Here is a 17,916-nt window from a genome sequence, read left to right as displayed (position 1 = left end):
TTGTCAGTTAATCGTTGTCTTCGTTTCCAAATGGTTTAAAAATAAGGCCTACGCTAAAGATAAATCCGTCCGTGGGGGCATAGATTTCCGGAAAGGTAGGATTTTCGTGTGGGGGCAATACCAAAGGAGAGAAACGGCTCTGCCTCCTGTCCGTGAAATTTTCAAAATTAATGAATGTGCTTCCCCATTTAAAGTTGCGCATCAACAAGAGCCCCATGGTTACGAAATCAGTAGTTTCCGTTCCATTTGATAGTAATTGTTTTCCTGTATAATAGGTCTCATACCCAATACGCCATTTTTCGGATTCATACATTAAAATACTTCCCGCATTATGCTTGGCGGTCAAAGGTTTTTGAGGATTGCCAGGTAAATAATTCAATCTCGCGTCGATAAGCGCGTAATTTAAAAACCATCGAAAATCCCTGAAATTGAATTTGATATTCGTCTCTGAGCCTTTGCTCAAGATTTCCCCAGTTGCATTTTCAAACTGGAATAGGCCATTATCCAAAGAGTTGAGCAATAGGCCATTTCTGATAGCGGTCAAATAAAATAATTGATTGAACGAAAAGCCCAGCTCGTCAGATAATCTCGTTTGATAATTAAAATCAAGATTCAGACCGTACGACCGTTCGACTTTCATAGTTTCCCTATCAATGGGAAGTACATCCTTGAAATTAATGAACTCGGCTTCTTCCGTAAAAATATCAGGGATTTTATACCCTACTCCACCACCGAGCCTACTTGAAAAACTAGTGTTTGATTTGTAAAGCAAGGAGACCCTTGGGAGTGGAAAGAATCCCCAATCCTCAGCATAATCCGTTCGAACACCTGTTTCAAGAATCCATCGGTCCGAAAGGTCATGGATGCTATTTACGAATAGTCCGTATGTAATATCGCGTTGATCACGTTCAACGGGATTCTCCATTTCATCAAAAGAAGTAGTGTAAAGGTTGGCTCCCAAGACCCAATCTGATGTTAAGCCCTGTTTCTGATATGTGGCCTCCGAAAAAGTGTTCCATTGCGTTCCTTTGAAAGAAAGGTCAGGGATTTCAAGACTTCTATCAAAAAACGCAACGCTGTTCTTGACCGAAATGGATTGGGTCGAATCCATATGGGTTTCGAAAACAGCTTGTGTGCTGATTCGCTTTGACAGGTTTTCTTCGGTATACTGATGAATTCCATTTTCACCCTCTTCAATCTTAGTAATATCACCTCCTTTTCTATCATCGTAGGTTCCGTTGACACCAAACCACACCGTAGTTTTTTCAGAAGGATAATAAAACAATTTTGGATTGAAACTTAAGGAACGCGTACGAGGAAGGTTACTAAATCCATCATCTTCAGGGTCAAAAGCTTTTTGTAAATGACCAGAGCCGTAAAGTGTCCATCCCCATTTTTCGTTACGTTCGCTATAAAAGACATTGGCCGTACTTCCCAAAGCTTGGGTCTGGGTAAGCATGATATCCAGTTCAGGTTCTTCGTTTGGAGTCTTGGACACCATATTGACCAAACCTGCAATGGCTCCACCACCGTACAATGTGGAAGAACTTCCCTTTGTAATTTCAAACTGTCTTAAATCTAACGGTGGTATTTGTAGGATACTCAAACCGCTCGAAAAACCACCGTAGAGGGGAAAACCATCTCGTAGGAGTTGGGTGTAACGACCGTCCAAACCCTGTATCCGAATATTGGTATTGGCACTACTCAACGAGGTCTGTTGCATCTGGATTCCCGTACTTTCACGGAGTACCATGGAAATATTCGTTGGGTTCATTATCGCTTTTTCCCCTAATTCCTCAACTCCGATATACTCTATTCGGGTCGGTATCCTTTGTATGGTTCGGGTGCTTCTTGAGGACTGTACTATAACTTCATCTAAGGCGTTTGCACTTTCCTTCAAATAAAATACTAAATCGTCTCCTGTAGGTACAACAATATTGGTTTCCAAAGTCTCGAAGCCCAAGTACGAGATTTGGAGATTGTATTGACCATCGGGTACATCCTCCAATAAGGCTATACCATCAAAATCGGTGGTCACTCCCTTATTCAGACTCTCAATGAAAATGGTCGCCCCGAATAAAGGTTCTTTTTCTTCTGCTGTAAAAATATTGATTTTCAGCGTATTCTGCGCATAACCGAATGCACAGCAAATGAGCATAAGCCAAATGCTTATTGCATATTTATTCATAGTAATTTGAATTTAATTGACTAATTTTTTTTGGAGGGCGATGATGTCATCGCATATGTAATTAGCCAATACTCTTGGGAGGTTGAAAGAGGGTAAATACCGGATCTTCGCTTACGCTTTCAAAATGGGAAAAACTTTCTTGTATAACCTTAGGTTCGATAGGCTCAAAGATGTCCAAATCAAAAACAATGGTGTGCGAATGACAGCAATGGCATTGACAAAAAGGTGAGCAAAGTTCGCAATCGCCGTGATTTTGATTATGGTCCGAACCCACTTGAAACTCGGTTGTTGCTGAATCGGAAATTTGAGCATCATCGCCACAAGGCACTAAGTTGAGTGCCAAAAAATATAAGGATAGTATGACTGCGAATGTTTTCACTTTGCAAAGATAGCAAGAAATGCATGCAACTGTGTTGCAAAGCTCATCTATGCCAACAGTTTTGTAGAAGGAACAATTTATAAGACTCCATAGATTTTCTAAACCAGATTCTTTAAACTGCCGTTTAATAGAACTACTAATTTAACGTATTCTTGTATTTAAGCAAATGCTAAAATACATATCTTTGTTTTATGGGAAAGCAAATTTGCATAAGATTGGCAGCAGACGCAATACAGATAATGGACTGTCGGGCTTCAATTGAGGAGCTGGATAATCCATTGAGTTTTGTTTCCGAGGTTCTTAACCTAGCAGGAAATAAAGTTCGCCTTAAGATTCTTTTTTTGTTACAAAGAGAAGAAAGACTCTGTGTTTGTGATTTAAGCGATATACTGGAAATGAACGTATCGGCAATTTCACAACACCTAAGAAAACTAAAGGATAGAGATTTAATCTACGCTACAAAAGAAGCTCAGACCATTTTTTATGCGCTCAACAAGAACAAGATGGCGACATTGAGCCCTATTCTCAATTTATTGAAAAAGGAAAGCATAGTGTTATGATTGGAAATAAAAAATTGATTGGAACGTCGGTTCTAACTGCCCTTGCTGCATCTATATGTTGTATTACACCTGTACTCGCAGTACTGGCAGGAACTACTGGTTTAGCCTCTACCTTTTCATGGATAGAACCTTTTAGACCATATTTAATCGGTTTTACGGTTTTGGTGCTAGCATTTGCATGGTATCAAAAATTCAAACGCAAAACCCAAGAGGAAATTGATTGTGAATGTGATGTTGAAAAGCCCAAGTTTATCAACTCCAAGGGTTTTTTGTTTTTGATAACGCTATTTGCCGGAGCCATGTTGGCCTTTCCCCATTACGCCCATGTTTTTTATTCCACACCAAACGTGGGTAATGAAGTAGTGTATGTGGAGCAATCAAATGTAAAGGAAATTAGGGTAGACATAGAAGGGATGACCTGCTCGGGTTGCGAAGCACATATCGAAAGCGAAGTAAACAAACTTGATGGCATACTAAAAGTCGATGCGGATTACGAAGCGGCGAATACAACGGTAAAATATGATGAAACCAAGGTCGACCTTCAAAAGATAGAAACTGCCATATTAAGCACAGGATACAAAATAATCAAATAATGGAAACGATATTAAAATCTACTATTACCTGTCCAAAGTGCAGTTTTCAAAAAGAGGAAGAAATGCCTACCACGGCCTGTCAATTCTTCTATGAATGTGATAATTGTAAGAGTCTGTTGAAGCCAAAAGAAGGCGATTGTTGTGTTTATTGTTCCTATGGGACTGTAGCCTGCCCACCAATACAAGAAGGTTCAAATTGTTGCTCTTAGTGTTGAGTTTCGAAAAACGAACGTTTTATGGGGCAACGCTTAAAAATCGCAGGTTTAATTAATCCCACCCATAATTGAACTTTAAAAATTGGTTAAAAGTCTAAAAAAAGGTTCGTTTTTTAAGACTATTCAGACCAAGTTTGTATGTTTGTCCATCTTCATCATTTTTTTCTATATACAACACATCTGTCCTACTAAGAGGGCCGACCTAATATTGAATAAAAAGGTTTCTAAACCGTAGCAAAAACATTTGATTGAAATAAGAATATGATTATTACACCAAATGATTAACCGATAATCGGATAAATGATTCTTTTTGGGTTAGTCTAGAAAAATCAGCTTTTTGCGAACAATAAAATTAAACACCGCAATAAATATAGTAATCAAGGTTTTTGAAATTACATACCATATTGGTGTGTATCTGGTCATTATATACATCAATATTACGTTTAGAGCAAGTCCTATTATTGAAAATGAAAAAAATGCCATTACTTCTTTTTGTCTTGAATAGCGCCCACTTTTGAACACAAATTTGGCATTTAGTAAATAGCAGACGAATATGGTAATGAATGATGCTAAAAAATTGGCAAGATTAACTTCGATATGTGCAATTTCGACGAAGAGCATCAACAAAGCTATTCCAACAACATAACAAACACCTCCAACTATAAGAAACAAAAGGATTTGTTGAACTATCGGACTTCTTAAGCTGTGCTTGGTCATCTACGATTTTTGCTTTTCTCTCACACCAGAAATTTTTAAAATATGACTATATCCATAAACTAGAAAAAGAACTAGTGGAGGTACCATCATTATAAAATACCTTGGTTTTCCAAGTAATAAAATCATACCTGTACCATAGATAAGGCTAAACCATAGTGCAGCTTTTACCTCAAACGGTATTTTTTTTCTTGATAGGAAGGCAGGCCAAACCAATAATACAGAAAGAACCATGATAACCCCGTTGGGAATAATATAACCGAAATCATTTAGGTCTTCCGACTGATATGAATTGGGTCCATTGAACAAGAATCGGCTGGCATTAGCTATAGTATTTTTAAAATATTTAGTTGGATATGCTTTCATGTTTTCGATAGCTTTGGTCTTGAACACACTATCTCTTTGCATATTACTGAGGGGCATGACTTGCGAATAGAATTCTTTATGATTTGAAATTAACAGTTTTAAATTTTCATTGCTTGGATCATTATCAAGTCCCAAAATTTTATCAGGTGAAAACCAGTTGCCATATTCGTTTTCAAATGGTGTAGCTCGATGATAGAGTATTTCCCCCCCGCGTGTACCTAGGTAAAATATTTTGCCTGTTACGGAATAGGCATAAATAAGAAACGGACTGGTGACAATGAACGCGCCGATCGCTACATACAATGCCCATTTAGGGCTTTTTTTCCTTTTAACTAAGAGCAAAATTGTTAGAGCGATGATACTTACCACGATTACATGGAAAAATACAACTTTCGTAAGTACAAGAAAACCAAGACATAAGGAGGCCAAAATTACCGACTTCCAATTTTTCTTTATTCTATAAAGCGAACAAAAATAAAATAGAAAACCACAAACCAATAAAAATGATAATGACTCCGAATATAGTACTGGCATCCACCGTAGTAAAGGAGGGTAAAGTCCAACAAGTAAAACAATGAGCAAAGCGTATTTTTGATTGGTATAAAACAAGAGGGTTTCATAGAGAAAACAAATTCCAATGAAAACAAAAATTGCGTTTAAAAGTTTAGCGAACAATAGATTACTACCAATGACAACAAACGGTAAAAGTACAATCGGATAACCCGGACCGTTAGATAAGTCAGGGTTTTCAGAATCTGTATAAAACCCCTGTGTCAAATTTTCCGCATAGGCAAGGTATCTAAGTTCATCTCCTTTAAGGGGCTTATTCATTAGAATTACTGCAATCAAATAAATGACCAACAAAAGAATTAACCAAATATAGTTTTTCCTCATTATATATGTTTTCATGCTAGCCCGTTTTTATTCTGAAGGTCCTTTAAACAGTTTTTGATGCGGTTAAACTCCTCGTCCGTTAATCGTTGTCCATTAGAAGCCTTTGAAAATTTTAGGCCAGCAAGGGTTGTATCATCTATGGTGCGGTCAAGAGCTTGAATACCGACCAATTTAATTATCTCACCAGGGTTTTCACAAAAATCTTCATACGAAACCCTAAAATATTTTTTCGAATCGATTTTAGCCCTGTTTAAGGCAATTATCTGATTAACTTCAAACACTTGCCGACAAATGTCATCTATATAGGCCAATGGGTCTATATTGTTTTCCGAGTCCTTACTGAGCAGACCCCACGCAATCTTATCACTACCTTGAACAGTTCTACGGGACAAAATAATGGACTGAGCAACAAAAACCGGATCTCTATAAATTTCAACAAAGAAGATATTTGGAAATATTTTGTCAAACATAGGTGCACAAAGTGAATTTCGATTGTTCTTATTTAGAAATGGTTTTTTCGTCGTTTTTAACCAAGTATTGAAAAAGGTCCTCATTTCCATCTTTGATTCTTCGCTTATTTCCTCAGGTGCATGGTTTCTATCCTCGCCTAGCCATCTATTCCAGAGGAAAAAGGCGTCGTTAGGTCCGCCAAAGCCTTGAACACTGCCAAAATAACTTTGATAACCCTTGACAGATTTAGGAATCAATCTGCGGAACAATTTATATGCGCTTATCGGGGAATTAACAAAAGAGGCAATAAAATTACTGATATAACTTACGGGCAAGTATCGCTCCAAGGTTTGATATAGCAGTGTAGTTCCACTTCTTGAACCACCTAGAACCAATATAATCGGAAGTGATGAATCTTTGGAATTTTTTAATTTTCTTTTCTCTGAATTTCGTAATAGCAAATCAACCGGGATAACCAGTTTGGTGAAAAACTCCCTGAATAAGATTGAATAAGCGGTTTTGTTTCCTGAAAGAAGCATGCGTTTAAGTAAACCGACCGGGTCTTTGAAATTAGAATAGCTCATAATACTGTTTATTATCGAGAGCAATGAAGCTCCTTTAGGTTGATTATTTGAATATTGGTTTTATTGTTGTTTTCATTAAAGTTCAATTCCGTTTTTGGAACACGTACCATTTGACATCTATTGGCGGATAAATCAATTTTAGTTTTCCAAATGAATTTGTTAGTAATTTGATAATACGTTGTTTTAGAAAAAAATTTGGTGTATTGGTATCGATTAGAGCAATCCCATGCTTTAATTTTATTCGTTTGAAGGGGAATCCTTTTTTTATGCGATCAAAACCATAAAAATCAAAAAGTTCAGTTATCGTTTTGTCAGAAAACCAATGAACAACACTTGGTGGACAGTATGCATGCCAGTGTTTACCAATTAATTTCACAATCAGACTTTCTCGGTTCCATGATTCAACTAGAATAATACCATTGGGTCTTAAAAAGCTATGAGCCTTCTGTAGAGCTATATCAAGGTCGTTAAAGTGACCAATCACTTCGATTAATGTTATCAAATCAAATTTTTGATTGGTTTCATAAGACTCTAGATCCCCAACTTGTATGTCGAAGCCAAATTCATCTTTACCATATTCCGCCATTGTTTTATTTGGCTCTACACCATAACAAGTCCAACCCTCGTTCTCGAACCCTTTAAGTATAAAGCCCGCTGCACTGCCTACATCCAATACTTTACCTGGTTTGTCAATATATTTTGACATTAATTTAGCATAGCGATTGCCGTGTTTTATCAGGATTTCCTTTTCATCCAAATAATTGGGATACCCAGATTTACCCTCGAAGAAATAACTATCGGAGTATACTTTTTCAAGGTGTATTTCAGAATCATCTACACGGTGAAATCTATGACCGCAGGTTGTACATTCAAATATTTCATATCCGTTTTTATTCAGAAATATTTTCTTTTCATCTGGGCAATCGCTTATGGACTTACAGATTTTTCTCATAATATATTTCGTGTCTTTAGATATGACAACTTTTATTCAATGGTCTTAATCACACTCCCACATGTCAGCATGGCTTCACCATAATAGGGGTTCTTAATATCGCTTTGCGTGCTTAACCAAATTGCTCCATGGCCATTATTGGCCATAGGACATTTTTGTAAATACAATGTTTCTAATGGCGATTTGATATTCATTGCAAGGGCCACAATATTTTCATTTAAAACAACCAATTGAGCTCTTTGGGTTTTTAAGTCTGAATTTGATGAGATAGCACTAAACATTTCAATACTCTTGGATAGATGCGATTTTTCCATTTTGCCCAAACCTTCTATTTCTATGGCTTTCATTTTTTCAAATGTCGTTTTTGCCAAAGCAGATACCTGATTCTCATCACTAGCAACAAAGGCATCTTTCATTTTAAAATAAGATTTTAACGCAGCTTGAAAAGCTGTTTGAAATGCCTTTGGTAATTTCATCTTCATTGTTGGAATCGTATTGGATTTAAATTCTGAACCACCTCGCATTCCCGAATGGCCTTCATGACCTGTCATTGTTTTCCTACCAGACTTGTTCATCATTGACTTCTTGCCTTGTAATTGGGCCGCTGCATCTACTGTAAAAGTGCCATTGGTCACAATTTCTTCTCCATTTTCTAATCCTGAAGTAACTGTAAAATTATCTCCGTTACGAAGGCCTACAGTAACTTCTCGCATTTCAAAAACAGGCTCATTTGGATTTAGTTTTACATATACCAAAGAGCGTTCTCCTGTCCATAAAACAGCACTTGCTGGAATATTCAATGACTCTTCCACAGCTTTGGCTGTGCCTTTTATTTTTCCGGAAACAAACATTCCAGGCTTGAACAAATTTTCATTGTTTTTTAAGGTTGTGCGCACCGTCACAGTTCTTGTACTACTATTCAACACAGGGTCAATAAATGATATGACTGCATCAAATTCCTTTTTAGGATATGCGCTCGTGGTAACCTTTATTTTCTGTCCTTTTTTAAACTGTGAAATTTGATTTTCATAAGCATCAAATTCTGCCCAAACTGAATTGAGGTTACTTACTTTTAGGATAGGCTGACCTTGTTTTAAATAATCACCTTCTGCTGCCATTACCATCGCTACTGTTCCTGAAACCGTTGCGTATAATGGAAAGTTTTCACGCACTTCTCCTGTCGACTCTATATTGTCGATTTGACTTTCAGAAAGTTTCCATAGTTTCAACTTATTACGAACAGCTTTATATAAAGCCGGTTGAAATTGTTTTAAAGAAGTCGCTGTAATTAATTCCTGTTGAGCAGCTACAAGATTTGGTGAGTAAATTGTTGCTAATAATTGCCCTCTTTTTACTTCTTGCCCTTCAAAACTTACATTTAATCTCTCCAAGCGACCATCAAAATAACTTGCTTGAATAGCATTGTTTTCCTCATTTGCAGCTATTTTACCAGACAGTGAAATTACCCCATCATCATTACTTTCCTTAAGATTACCGACAATGGTGGTTTCAATATTTGCTAATGCCAATGCGTTTTCGGTCATCTTGATTTGATTTGCAGCTAAGCCTTCAGAACTTGCTTCTGCAGGAATCAATTCCATACCACAAATTGGGCAATCTCCGGGTTCCGGTTGCATAATCTGCGGATGCATTGAGCATGTCCACATTTGATTAGCCGATGTTTCTGAATGGTCGTGATTATCTACCGTTTTATTAGCACTATCGGCACTAGCACCAAATATTAAGTAACCCCCAAGTAGTCCAATCATTACCGCAATACCGAAGTACAAGATGTTTTTTTTCATGTTAAATAGTTTTAATTATTTCCGACGGTTCGTGCATAATTATCGCAGAAAGAAGACTATTTGATGGAAATCTATTTTTATTACGATCTTTAAAATCTAAAAGCTGTTTCATCTTTTTGGTAGTTTTAATGACATTTTTTTATTTAAAATCAAATCGTCAACATGTCCTGATAATTTATTGTCTTCTGTTTTAAAGTGCATATGTATATTGGTGGAATGATGTGTGAAGACGGCCTTGTGTTTTGTAGAATAGAAGCCTATGATTTCTACCGCGCTGTTGTCCAGACTTCCGTTCAATCCCGATTGCTTATGCTTGTCGTGATTATGGTCTGTATCCCCATCTTTCCAATTTATCACATGCCAATCTAAAGAAGAGACTTCGCCTTCTAACAAGAAAGGAAAAGGTTCTTGCACATTAATACCATTGGATTTCGCAGTTTCAAAAATTCTCTTTTCTAGATCAACTTTCGTTTTGACATTCTCAATATTAAAACCATTCCATGTTTCAACTTCCGCATAAACCAGTAAAGCAGCTTTCATGGCATAAGAATCGGTGATACTGATATTATTATCAATTACAACACTATTATGTGGTTGGCTGTCAAATATTTGTATTTCACCTTTTAAATCTGCTACTGCGCCAAGAGCATAAAAATGTTCTTTTTGTGATAGGGTATCTAATGAAATTGTAGCCTCTATATTTCCTGACATTATGTTTCGCAAAGCTCCCGAATGCTTAACTTTCACATTGGTAGATATTTTAGTGCAAGACATAATTAAAAAACTCAACAGTGCCACTCCAAGTAATTGGTAATAGGTGTGATTATTAATATTCATTTTCTTCTATTTGTTTAGCAACGCAAAGAGGCTTAGTATTCTCTCTCAACAAACCTGATCCATTGACTTTATAATTTTTCCTAGTGAGTGTGTCCGTCTTCGTAATGCTCCTCATTTTTTACAAGAGTCATTCCACACACGACACATGTGCCTTCTTCGTCTCTACCACTATCATCGCAATGCATAGGGCATACATAAGCAGTATTGTATTTCTTATCTCTTGCTGCTTTATCTTCCTTACATGAGACTACTGAAATCGTTGTAAAGACTATTATCCCTACTAGAGTTACTATAAGCTTTTTCATTATTTTGTATTTATTGAGTTATTAAATAATTGATTATTGCGCTATGCGCATAATAAGTTTCGACTGCACTTATTTGATTGATTTGAAACTTTAATTGTAGCTCTTGAATATCGAGTACATCATTAAAATCAATAGTTCCCGTTTCATAATTTTTAAGAAGGATTTCTTCCGCATCATTAGCTTGCTTCAAGTTTTTCTCGAGTGTATTGTATTTAATTCTAGCTTGATTGCGCGATGATATCGCTTGAGCAAAAGCAGACTCCAAATCATTTAGGCGACTGTCTTTTTGAGCTCTAATTTCAAGCTGTTTTAGTTCGTTCTGTTTTGAAGTAGACTTGTACTTATTATTAAAAAGAGGCACAGAAACAGAAACCATCGGCATAAAAATATCCTTACCATTATCACTAAAACTCATATCAGGTCGCTCAGAAACTGGCATATAATCCAATCCAAAACCAATCATAGGATTGCGCTCTGCTTGATTTAATTCTTCTGATTGTACTACGGATTCATAGAGTTTGTCATATTTGAGCAATTCTGGATTTAGCATTAAAGCATCCTCAGCGAACACGCTATCTTCATCTGGGGGCATTAAGTTTTCAAGAACAGTTACTTCTGTTTCCCCATCTCGATTAAGCAATTTATTAAGGATTGTTTGCTCGCCTGAATACCCCTCATCTAAAACTTCTTTTTGCTGCTGCAACTCATTTTGTCTAATCTGCAATTTCAATACGTCTACTGCAGATGCTTTTCCAACTTCCACAGAGGTAAGTGCTAATTTTTCATAGGTTTTCAATAACTGAATATTCTCATCAAGTACTTTTTGTTTTTCCTTTATGCTATAGAGTCTATAATAGGATTGAGAAACCGAAAGTGCCAGTTTACGTTTTGCAATCACGATTTCTACATATTCTGAATCTGCCATTGCGCTTGCGTAATTTTCTCTAGCCGTAATCGTACCGAACCATGGCAACATTTGTCTCGCCGAAAATCGAGCACGTTGCGAACCAGTTCTAGTTTCAGGTTCACTCACAAAATACCCTGCGCTGAATTCTGTATTGGGAATCCAATCAGCTTCGTTTACTTTTTCTTCAGCTATGTTGTGACGAAGATTATACGCCTGAATCTCTGGACTATTATCTAGTGCCTCGCTAATAAATGATTGTAATTGTTGAGCGCTCGAAAAAGCGGAAACAAGCAAAAAACAGATAACAATATTTATAGTTCTCATTAGTTTGCTCTTTTTAGTTTTAATTCTTCTCTCCAACTGTACAATACCGGTACAATAAAATAGGAGGTAATATCAATCACCATTCCCCCAAAAATTGGGATGGCCATTGGCATCATAATATCACTTCCCTTTCCTGTAGATGTCAATACAGGAAGTAAAGCAAGAATTGTAGTTACCGTAGTCATCAGACAAGGACGTATTCGTTTTTTCGCAGCTTCTAATGCTGAATGTCTAATACCCTTTTCATCTGTTGGTTTGTCACGGTCAAAGGTTTGCGTGAGATAGGTTGCCATTACTACTCCGTCATCGGTAGCAATACCAAAAAGTGCAATGAACCCGACCCATACTGCCACACTCAGATTGATGGTTTTCATATTGAATAGGTCACGCATGTTCTCTCCGAACAGATTGAAATTGAAGAACCAGTCTTGACCATACAACCAAATCATAATGAAACCACCTGCAAAAGCCACTGTGATTCCTGTAAAGACCATAAGTGAAGTAGAAACAGATTTGAACTGGAAATACAAAATCAAGAAAATTATTGCTAGTGCCAACGGAACCACAACAGAAAGTGTTTTCTCTGCTCGCAACTGGTTTTCATAGGTTCCAGTAAATTGATAACTGATTCCTTTAGGAATAGTTAATTCCCCAGTTGCTATTTTTTCTTTTATTAAAGCCTGAGCATTTTCTACGACATCTACTTCGGCAAAACCATCAAGCTTATCGAATAGTACGTATCCGATTAGGAAGGTATCTTCACTTTTAATCACTTGTGGACCTTGTTCGTAGCGTATGTCAACAAGTTCGCCCAATGGGACGGGACTTCCCTTTTCAACTGGGACATAAATCTTTTTAAGGTCTTCTTCATTGCCGCGTAATTCTCTCGGGTAGCGCACGCGAACACCATAACGCTCACGACCTTCAACGGTCTGCGTCAAAGGCATTCCGCCAACAGCTACTTTTAGAACTTGCTGAACATCAATAATCGATATTCCATATCGCGCCAGTTGCTCTCGTTTGATATCGATTAACAAGTAAGGCTTACCCACAATTCGGTCTGCAAAAACAGCCTGCTCCTTGACACCATCGGCTTGTTTCAGAATACCTTCTAACTGTAAGCCAAAGGCTTCTATTTGCAATAAATCCTGTCCTTTTACCTTGATTCCCATGGGTGCCCTCATTCCTGTTTGCAGCATGACCAGTCGGGTTTCAATGGGTTGTAATTTCGGTGCGGAAGTTACCCCTGGTAATCTTGTCGCCTTAACGATTTCATTCCATATATCATCTGGGTTTTTAATTTTTGGTCGCCAGTTCCGGTAGAATTCGCCATTGCTATCTTCAACTAAATGTTTCGAATGAATAGCAAATGGGTCTTTTAATTTCGATGCGTCGTAATTCGAATTTTCACTATCTATATCCGTATTTGGATTGATTACTAGAGTACCATCTTTAAGTATATAAAGCCCATCCTCATTTACTTTGTAGCGTTGCTTTTTACCCTTCTCATTATGCATGTATTCAGATTTGTACTGAATCATATTTTCATACATGGATAACGGTGCCGGGTCGAGCGCAGATTCTGTTCTTCCTGATTTTCCGACCACCGTCTCTATTTCGGGAATGGTAGCGACTGCCATATCCAATTGTTGCAATACCCTTTTGTTTTCTTCCACACCTGCATGCGGTAAAGAGGTGGGCATTAAAAGGAACGAGCCTTCGTTCAGGGATGGCATAAATTCCTTTCCAGTGTTGTTCATAATCCAGACACCAGAAATAAGAACCATTGCAGGAATGATTAGGAAGAAGAGTTTATTAGCTAATGCCCATTCCAAAATCTGACCATAATACCTTCTCAGTACAGAAAATATCCCTAAAACTCCGAAGCAAATTAGTGCTACAAAAATCAAGTTGACAAATACGCTTCTATCAAAGCCTAAGGGTCTCCAATATTCTGCTAGCAGAAAAATGATAGCAGCTGAGGATATAATAATATTAATGAGATTTACTTTTTTCTTGTCAAGATTACCTCTTAAATCTAAAAGTCCCGTTACTCCAAAAGCAATCAAAACAATCCCTAACCAATAGCCTGAAATCATAGTAATTGCTCCCAATACTAAAAGCGAAATTTGAAGTACATAGCTAAACGAAGCTTTTAGGTTCTTCTTTCTAAATAAATATGCCGCCAATGGTGGGATTATGAATAAGGCAATAACCAATGAAGCCGTCAGGGCCATTGTTTTTGTGAATGCAAGGGGACGGAATAGCTTTCCTTCTGCACCAATCATAGTAAATACAGGTACAAAGCTTATAATGGTAGTTAGGACTGCCGTTAAGATTGCTCCAGAAACCTCAGAGGTGGCATTATAGATGATTTCATTTGTAGAGTATGCCATGCCGCTTTCACTAAAGCGTAATTTTTTATCATCCATATGCCGTATCATATTTTCGGCTAGAATAACACCAACATCGACCATGGTGCCAATAGCAATGGCGATACCTGAAAGCGCAACTATATTGGCATCTACATTAAAGATTTTCATGGCAACAAAAACCATCAAAACAGCAACTGGTAATAGTCCAGAAATTAAAATAGACGCCCTTAAATTGAAGACCATTATGATAATTACCAAAATGGTAATTAGTATTTCTAACGTCAATGCTTCATTGAGGGTATCGAGGGTTTCTTCAATCAGCTCTGTACGGTCGTAAAAAGGAACTATGGTCAATTGAGAGGTACGGCCATCTGCCAATACTTTTGAGGGTAGTCCATCTTTAAGTTCATCGATTTGGGCTTTTACATTCGTGATGACTTCCATAGGGTTTGCACCATAACGGGCAACAACGACACCACCGACGACTTCCGCTCCTCCCTTATCCAGAATACCACGTCTAGTTGCTGGCCCAAGACTTACGTTGGCTACATCCTTAATTCGAAGTGATGTGAAATTTTCAGAAGAAACAACCGCATTCTCTAAATCCGCAATGGTCTTGATATAGCCCAAGCCGCGAACAAGGTATTCAGCTTGGTTTATTTCTAATGTCTGCGCTCCTATATCCTGATTGCTCTCCTTTACTGCCTTTACAATTTGGCTAAGGCTTATTTTATATTGGCGAATTTTCTCAGGATTCACGTCAACTTGATATTCCTGTACATAACCACCAATAGAAGCGACCTCTGATACTCCACTAGCACCTGAAAGTGCATATTTCACATAATAGTCTTGAATACTGCGCAGTTCCTGTAAGTCCCATCCACCAGTTACATTACCCCTTTCGTCACGTCCTTCTAAAGTATACCAATAGATTTGACCCAATCCAGTAGCATCAGGCCCTAGAGCTGGTTTTAAACCTTCTGGCAATAGATTAGCCGGCAATGAATTTAGCTTTTCTAAAATCCGACTACGCGACCAATAGAACTCGATGTCCTCATCAAAAATGATATAGATGCTCGAAAAACCGAACATAGAAGAACTACGAATCGTTTTTACCCCTGGTATACCAAGCAATGAAGTAGTTAGTGGATACGTAATTTGATCCTCAATATCTTGTGGAGAACGACCTTCCCATTTGGTAAAAACAATTTGTTGGTTTTCGCCTATATCAGGAATAGCATCTACTGCTACCGGGTTTGAAGGCAGAAAGCCTGTATTCCAACCAAACGGTGCATTTACGATACCCCAACCTACAAATAAGACGAGCATTAGTACTGCAACTAACTTGTTCTCGATAAGGAATTTGATAGCTTTATTAAGCATGTGATTTAATAATTAAACAGGTATGAAAGATTTGATATTCTGATATTCAGAAAAACAAATACAAACTGAGCCCTAAACGATAGCTATCGCAGGGCGTACTTAATTCTGTCTAATAATCAAATAAGGAAAGTCTGGTCTAAAATTTGAACATCCCGAAGTAAGGGAGGTGGTACGTAATCTCTGAAAGGAACTTTATTTTCGTCTGCCTCTTTGTAGAGATTAATAAAGGAATACGTAAAAGAAAAAACAAATTGTTGCTGTTCAAAGGTAAGTTTGTCGAATGAGATTTTTAAATCATCTTGACCCTCTATTGTAACTTCTAAATCAGAACAACAGCCTGTCTTCGTCTCCATTTCCATAACTTCACAGACACTAGAGTCTTTCGACTTTTCTGCTTTCATCATGCAAGTATCTACCTTATCGAACATACTAAAATCTACCAAACGGTCGCCACAGTAATGCATATCCAAAGAGAAAGACATTGTGGATAATAGCACAATAAGTGCCATTAGAGTAGCGGTTATTTTATGTAGCGTTTCTTTCATTCGTTAAACAAAACTAGTAAATAATTCGATTATCTGGGTTTTTTAACTAAAATTATTTCACTTCTCATTTATATTAAAACACTGAATACGAGTTCTTTAAAGTGTTTTTTTAAATTTTATAATTTTGAACATTATGGTTGTTGTGTTAATTCTTGTAGATTTTTTGTGGAGCTAATATTCTCTTTTGAAATCAGTCAAATCGTTATTTTTATCCGACAAATGTAAAATTGTCTTCTTTTGCCAAGACTAATTAGCGAAACATTATTATTTAAAATATATTTGAAGTGCCCCCACCCTTCAATTGAACGCCTCGGTTTGACTAAATCTCTTTAAAGAAATGCGTTCGACAAAATTAAATTTACTTCCCGAAAAATATTTAATAAAAACAGGTGATGTCGATCATGGTGATTGGAATTTCAAACCATTCCTGGGAATTATTATGAAGGCAAGGTTTCGCCTAATTATTAGAATGCTCGCTAAAAAGAGTAAGGGACATTTGCTTGAAATCGGATATGGAAGTGGAGTTTTTTTACCTGAACTAGCAAAACACGCCCATAATATTTATGGAATTGATATTCATGACAAACATAATGAAGTGGCAGAAAAGCTCCTTGAATATAATGTAAAAGCGGAACTCGTTTCTGGTGGAGCGGAAAAGATGATATGGGAAGACAATTCATTTGATAGTATTGTAGCAGTTAGCGCTTTAGAATTTGTTTCTGATTTAGAGGCAGTATGTTTGGAAGTCAAAAGAACTCTAAGGCCAAACGGCAGTTTTATGTTAGTAACACCAGGCAAATCACCTATTCTTGATTTTGGTTTTAACCTATTGACAGGGAAAAGTGCTAAAAAGGATTTCGAGGACAGACGTGAGATTGTTCTGCCAATGTTATTCAAACACTTTGAAGTAAAACAAGAACTGTCATTCCCCAAATACGGTTCTTCAATACTAAAACTGTACACAGGCTTGGAATTAAAACCAAAGGATGTTTGATTCTCAACTAAATGAAAACTGTTCTATTAATAATCATGAAAATAGAAACGGATTTAACAGTATTAGGATAGGATTCTTAATTCTTGGAGAATACTTTTAACCTTATTGTGTAACTATTTACTTGACATACAACTAGTTTTATCGGTCCATCATTACCAGATTAAAACGTATTGAAATTCTATTCTACCTGAATTTGAAATATAGCGTTTTGTTCAGATTCAAAAGGATTTAAAATTTCACAACTTCAAAGCTTTCGACCTACTACCCGAACCGCCACTGCTACCTTTTTTTGACAGCGAAAAAACAACATCCATTCTTGCACAACGGCATAAAGCCAGGACCCCACCAAAAGTGGGGTCTCTTTTTTATACGTCTTAGCAAGCCTGAATATTGTAACTGAGTAAGCAACAAAAAAAGGTAACAGCGACGGCCTTTAGTTTTGTTGCATAGATGAAATCTATTATGATGATGATGTTGAAAAGAGGGGGTCTGGGGGAGACTCATAACTTGGAATATTGTTGATAAGTCAAAAGGATGGTGCGAACC

The 17,916-nt window shown here is 37.1% G+C and carries 16 protein-coding genes; 4 read left to right on the top strand and 12 right to left on the bottom strand.

What is annotated here, in order from left to right; genetic code table 11:
• Window positions 1–7: 7 nt before the first annotated feature.
• Entirely contained in the window at window positions 8–2,188 is a 2,181-nt protein-coding gene (locus ACKWCD_RS00080) for a TonB-dependent receptor (protein ID WP_413981881.1), read from the bottom strand.
• A 61-nt stretch (window positions 2,189–2,249) separates the two neighbouring features.
• Window positions 2,250–2,567, bottom strand: a complete 318-nt coding sequence (locus tag ACKWCD_RS00075) for a DUF6660 family protein (RefSeq protein WP_413981880.1) — start codon at window positions 2,565–2,567, stop codon at window positions 2,250–2,252.
• A 191-nt stretch (window positions 2,568–2,758) separates the two neighbouring features.
• Here ACKWCD_RS00075 and ACKWCD_RS00070 point away from each other — a divergent pair, with 191 nt between their 5' ends.
• Genes ACKWCD_RS00070 through ACKWCD_RS00060 form a run of 3 tightly spaced genes read left to right on the top strand, consistent with a single transcriptional unit; the run spans window position 2,759 to window position 3,929 of the window.
• Window positions 2,759–3,127: an ArsR/SmtB family transcription factor gene (locus tag ACKWCD_RS00070; protein ID WP_413981879.1), complete on the top strand. Its 369-nt coding sequence runs from the start codon at window positions 2,759–2,761 to the stop codon at window positions 3,125–3,127.
• Complete coding sequence (merTP, locus tag ACKWCD_RS00065; RefSeq protein WP_413981878.1) at window positions 3,124–3,720, top strand: mercuric transport protein MerTP; 597 nt, start codon at window positions 3,124–3,126, stop codon at window positions 3,718–3,720. The genes ACKWCD_RS00070 and merTP overlap by 4 nt, the downstream gene beginning before the upstream one ends.
• Window positions 3,720–3,929, top strand: coding sequence for a GDCCVxC domain-containing (seleno)protein (locus ACKWCD_RS00060; protein ID WP_413981877.1), 210 nt, complete (start codon window positions 3,720–3,722; stop codon window positions 3,927–3,929). The genes merTP and ACKWCD_RS00060 overlap by 1 nt, the downstream gene beginning before the upstream one ends.
• A 321-nt stretch (window positions 3,930–4,250) precedes the next feature.
• Here ACKWCD_RS00060 and ACKWCD_RS00055 read toward each other — a convergent pair whose 3' ends face one another.
• From ACKWCD_RS00055 to ACKWCD_RS00010, 10 genes are all read right to left on the bottom strand, one after another.
• The gene (locus ACKWCD_RS00055) at window positions 4,251–4,652 is read right to left on the bottom strand and encodes a GtrA family protein (RefSeq protein WP_413981876.1); all 402 of its coding nucleotides are present in this window, start codon (window positions 4,650–4,652) and stop codon (window positions 4,251–4,253) included.
• Complete coding sequence (locus tag ACKWCD_RS00050; RefSeq protein WP_413981875.1) at window positions 4,653–5,924, bottom strand: ArnT family glycosyltransferase; 1,272 nt, start codon at window positions 5,922–5,924, stop codon at window positions 4,653–4,655. It lies immediately after the preceding gene.
• Window positions 5,921–6,943: a sulfotransferase gene (locus ACKWCD_RS00045; RefSeq protein WP_413981874.1), complete on the bottom strand. Its 1,023-nt coding sequence runs from the start codon at window positions 6,941–6,943 to the stop codon at window positions 5,921–5,923. Before ACKWCD_RS00045 ends, ACKWCD_RS00050 begins: the two co-directional genes overlap by 4 nt.
• A gap of 82 nt (window positions 6,944–7,025) precedes the next feature.
• Window positions 7,026–7,895, bottom strand: coding sequence for a class I SAM-dependent methyltransferase (locus ACKWCD_RS00040; protein ID WP_413981873.1), 870 nt, complete (start codon window positions 7,893–7,895; stop codon window positions 7,026–7,028).
• Window positions 7,896–7,927: 32 nt separating this feature from the next.
• Window positions 7,928–9,700: an efflux RND transporter periplasmic adaptor subunit gene (locus ACKWCD_RS00035; RefSeq protein WP_413981872.1), complete on the bottom strand. Its 1,773-nt coding sequence runs from the start codon at window positions 9,698–9,700 to the stop codon at window positions 7,928–7,930.
• Window positions 9,701–9,808: 108 nt separating this feature from the next.
• Window positions 9,809–10,537 (bottom strand): acetolactate decarboxylase, encoded by a 729-nt coding sequence (locus ACKWCD_RS00030; RefSeq protein WP_413981871.1) that lies wholly within the window; start codon window positions 10,535–10,537, stop codon window positions 9,809–9,811.
• 80 nt (window positions 10,538–10,617) lie between these two features.
• On the bottom strand, window positions 10,618–10,842 hold the full coding sequence (locus ACKWCD_RS00025) for a heavy metal-binding domain-containing protein (protein WP_413981870.1): 225 nt from the start codon (window positions 10,840–10,842) through the stop codon (window positions 10,618–10,620).
• 10 nt (window positions 10,843–10,852) lie between these two features.
• A complete protein-coding gene (locus ACKWCD_RS00020) occupies window positions 10,853–12,073 on the bottom strand; it encodes a TolC family protein (protein WP_413981869.1) in 1,221 nt (406 codons plus the stop codon).
• Window positions 12,073–15,831 carry an efflux RND transporter permease subunit gene (locus tag ACKWCD_RS00015; protein WP_413981868.1) on the bottom strand — a complete coding sequence of 1,253 codons (3,759 nt, stop codon included), beginning with the start codon at window positions 15,829–15,831 and terminating at the stop codon, window positions 12,073–12,075. The genes ACKWCD_RS00020 and ACKWCD_RS00015 overlap by 1 nt, the downstream gene beginning before the upstream one ends.
• A 116-nt stretch (window positions 15,832–15,947) precedes the next feature.
• Window positions 15,948–16,376, bottom strand: a complete 429-nt coding sequence (locus ACKWCD_RS00010; RefSeq protein ID WP_413981867.1) for an HYC_CC_PP family protein — start codon at window positions 16,374–16,376, stop codon at window positions 15,948–15,950.
• Window positions 16,377–16,713: 337 nt separating this feature from the next.
• Between ACKWCD_RS00010 and ACKWCD_RS00005 the strand changes: the two genes are divergently transcribed.
• Window positions 16,714–17,370, top strand: coding sequence for a class I SAM-dependent methyltransferase (locus tag ACKWCD_RS00005; protein WP_413981866.1), 657 nt, complete (start codon window positions 16,714–16,716; stop codon window positions 17,368–17,370).
• Window positions 17,371–17,916 lie beyond the last annotated feature (546 nt).

Source organism: Maribacter taeanensis (assembly GCF_047345145.1).
GTDB lineage: Bacteria > Bacteroidota > Bacteroidia > Flavobacteriales > Flavobacteriaceae > Maribacter_C.
Note: the sequence above shows the minus strand (reverse complement) of the source record. Positions and strands in the feature narration are given on the sequence as shown.

Bases quoted from the DNA above. Each gene is read 5' to 3' on its own strand.
- ACKWCD_RS00080 (WP_413981881.1), bottom strand. From the start codon at position 2,188: ATGAATAAATATGCAATAAGCATTTGGCTTATGCTCATTTGCTGTGCA.
- ACKWCD_RS00070 (WP_413981879.1), top strand. From the start codon at position 2,759: ATGGGAAAGCAAATTTGCATAAGATTGGCAGCAGACGCAATACAGATA.
- merTP (WP_413981878.1), top strand. From the start codon at position 3,124: ATGATTGGAAATAAAAAATTGATTGGAACGTCGGTTCTAACTGCCCTT.
- ACKWCD_RS00060 (WP_413981877.1), top strand. From the start codon at position 3,720: ATGGAAACGATATTAAAATCTACTATTACCTGTCCAAAGTGCAGTTTT.
- ACKWCD_RS00055 (WP_413981876.1), bottom strand. From the start codon at position 4,652: ATGACCAAGCACAGCTTAAGAAGTCCGATAGTTCAACAAATCCTTTTG.
- ACKWCD_RS00050 (WP_413981875.1), bottom strand. From the start codon at position 5,924: ATGAAAACATATATAATGAGGAAAAACTATATTTGGTTAATTCTTTTG.
- ACKWCD_RS00045 (WP_413981874.1), bottom strand. From the start codon at position 6,943: ATGAGCTATTCTAATTTCAAAGACCCGGTCGGTTTACTTAAACGCATG.
- ACKWCD_RS00040 (WP_413981873.1), bottom strand. From the start codon at position 7,895: ATGAGAAAAATCTGTAAGTCCATAAGCGATTGCCCAGATGAAAAGAAA.
- ACKWCD_RS00035 (WP_413981872.1), bottom strand. From the start codon at position 9,700: ATGAAAAAAAACATCTTGTACTTCGGTATTGCGGTAATGATTGGACTA.
- ACKWCD_RS00030 (WP_413981871.1), bottom strand. From the start codon at position 10,537: ATGAATATTAATAATCACACCTATTACCAATTACTTGGAGTGGCACTG.
- ACKWCD_RS00025 (WP_413981870.1), bottom strand. From the start codon at position 10,842: ATGAAAAAGCTTATAGTAACTCTAGTAGGGATAATAGTCTTTACAACG.
- ACKWCD_RS00020 (WP_413981869.1), bottom strand. From the start codon at position 12,073: ATGAGAACTATAAATATTGTTATCTGTTTTTTGCTTGTTTCCGCTTTT.
- ACKWCD_RS00015 (WP_413981868.1), bottom strand. From the start codon at position 15,831: ATGCTTAATAAAGCTATCAAATTCCTTATCGAGAACAAGTTAGTTGCA.
- ACKWCD_RS00010 (WP_413981867.1), bottom strand. From the start codon at position 16,376: ATGAAAGAAACGCTACATAAAATAACCGCTACTCTAATGGCACTTATT.
- ACKWCD_RS00005 (WP_413981866.1), top strand. From the start codon at position 16,714: ATGCGTTCGACAAAATTAAATTTACTTCCCGAAAAATATTTAATAAAA.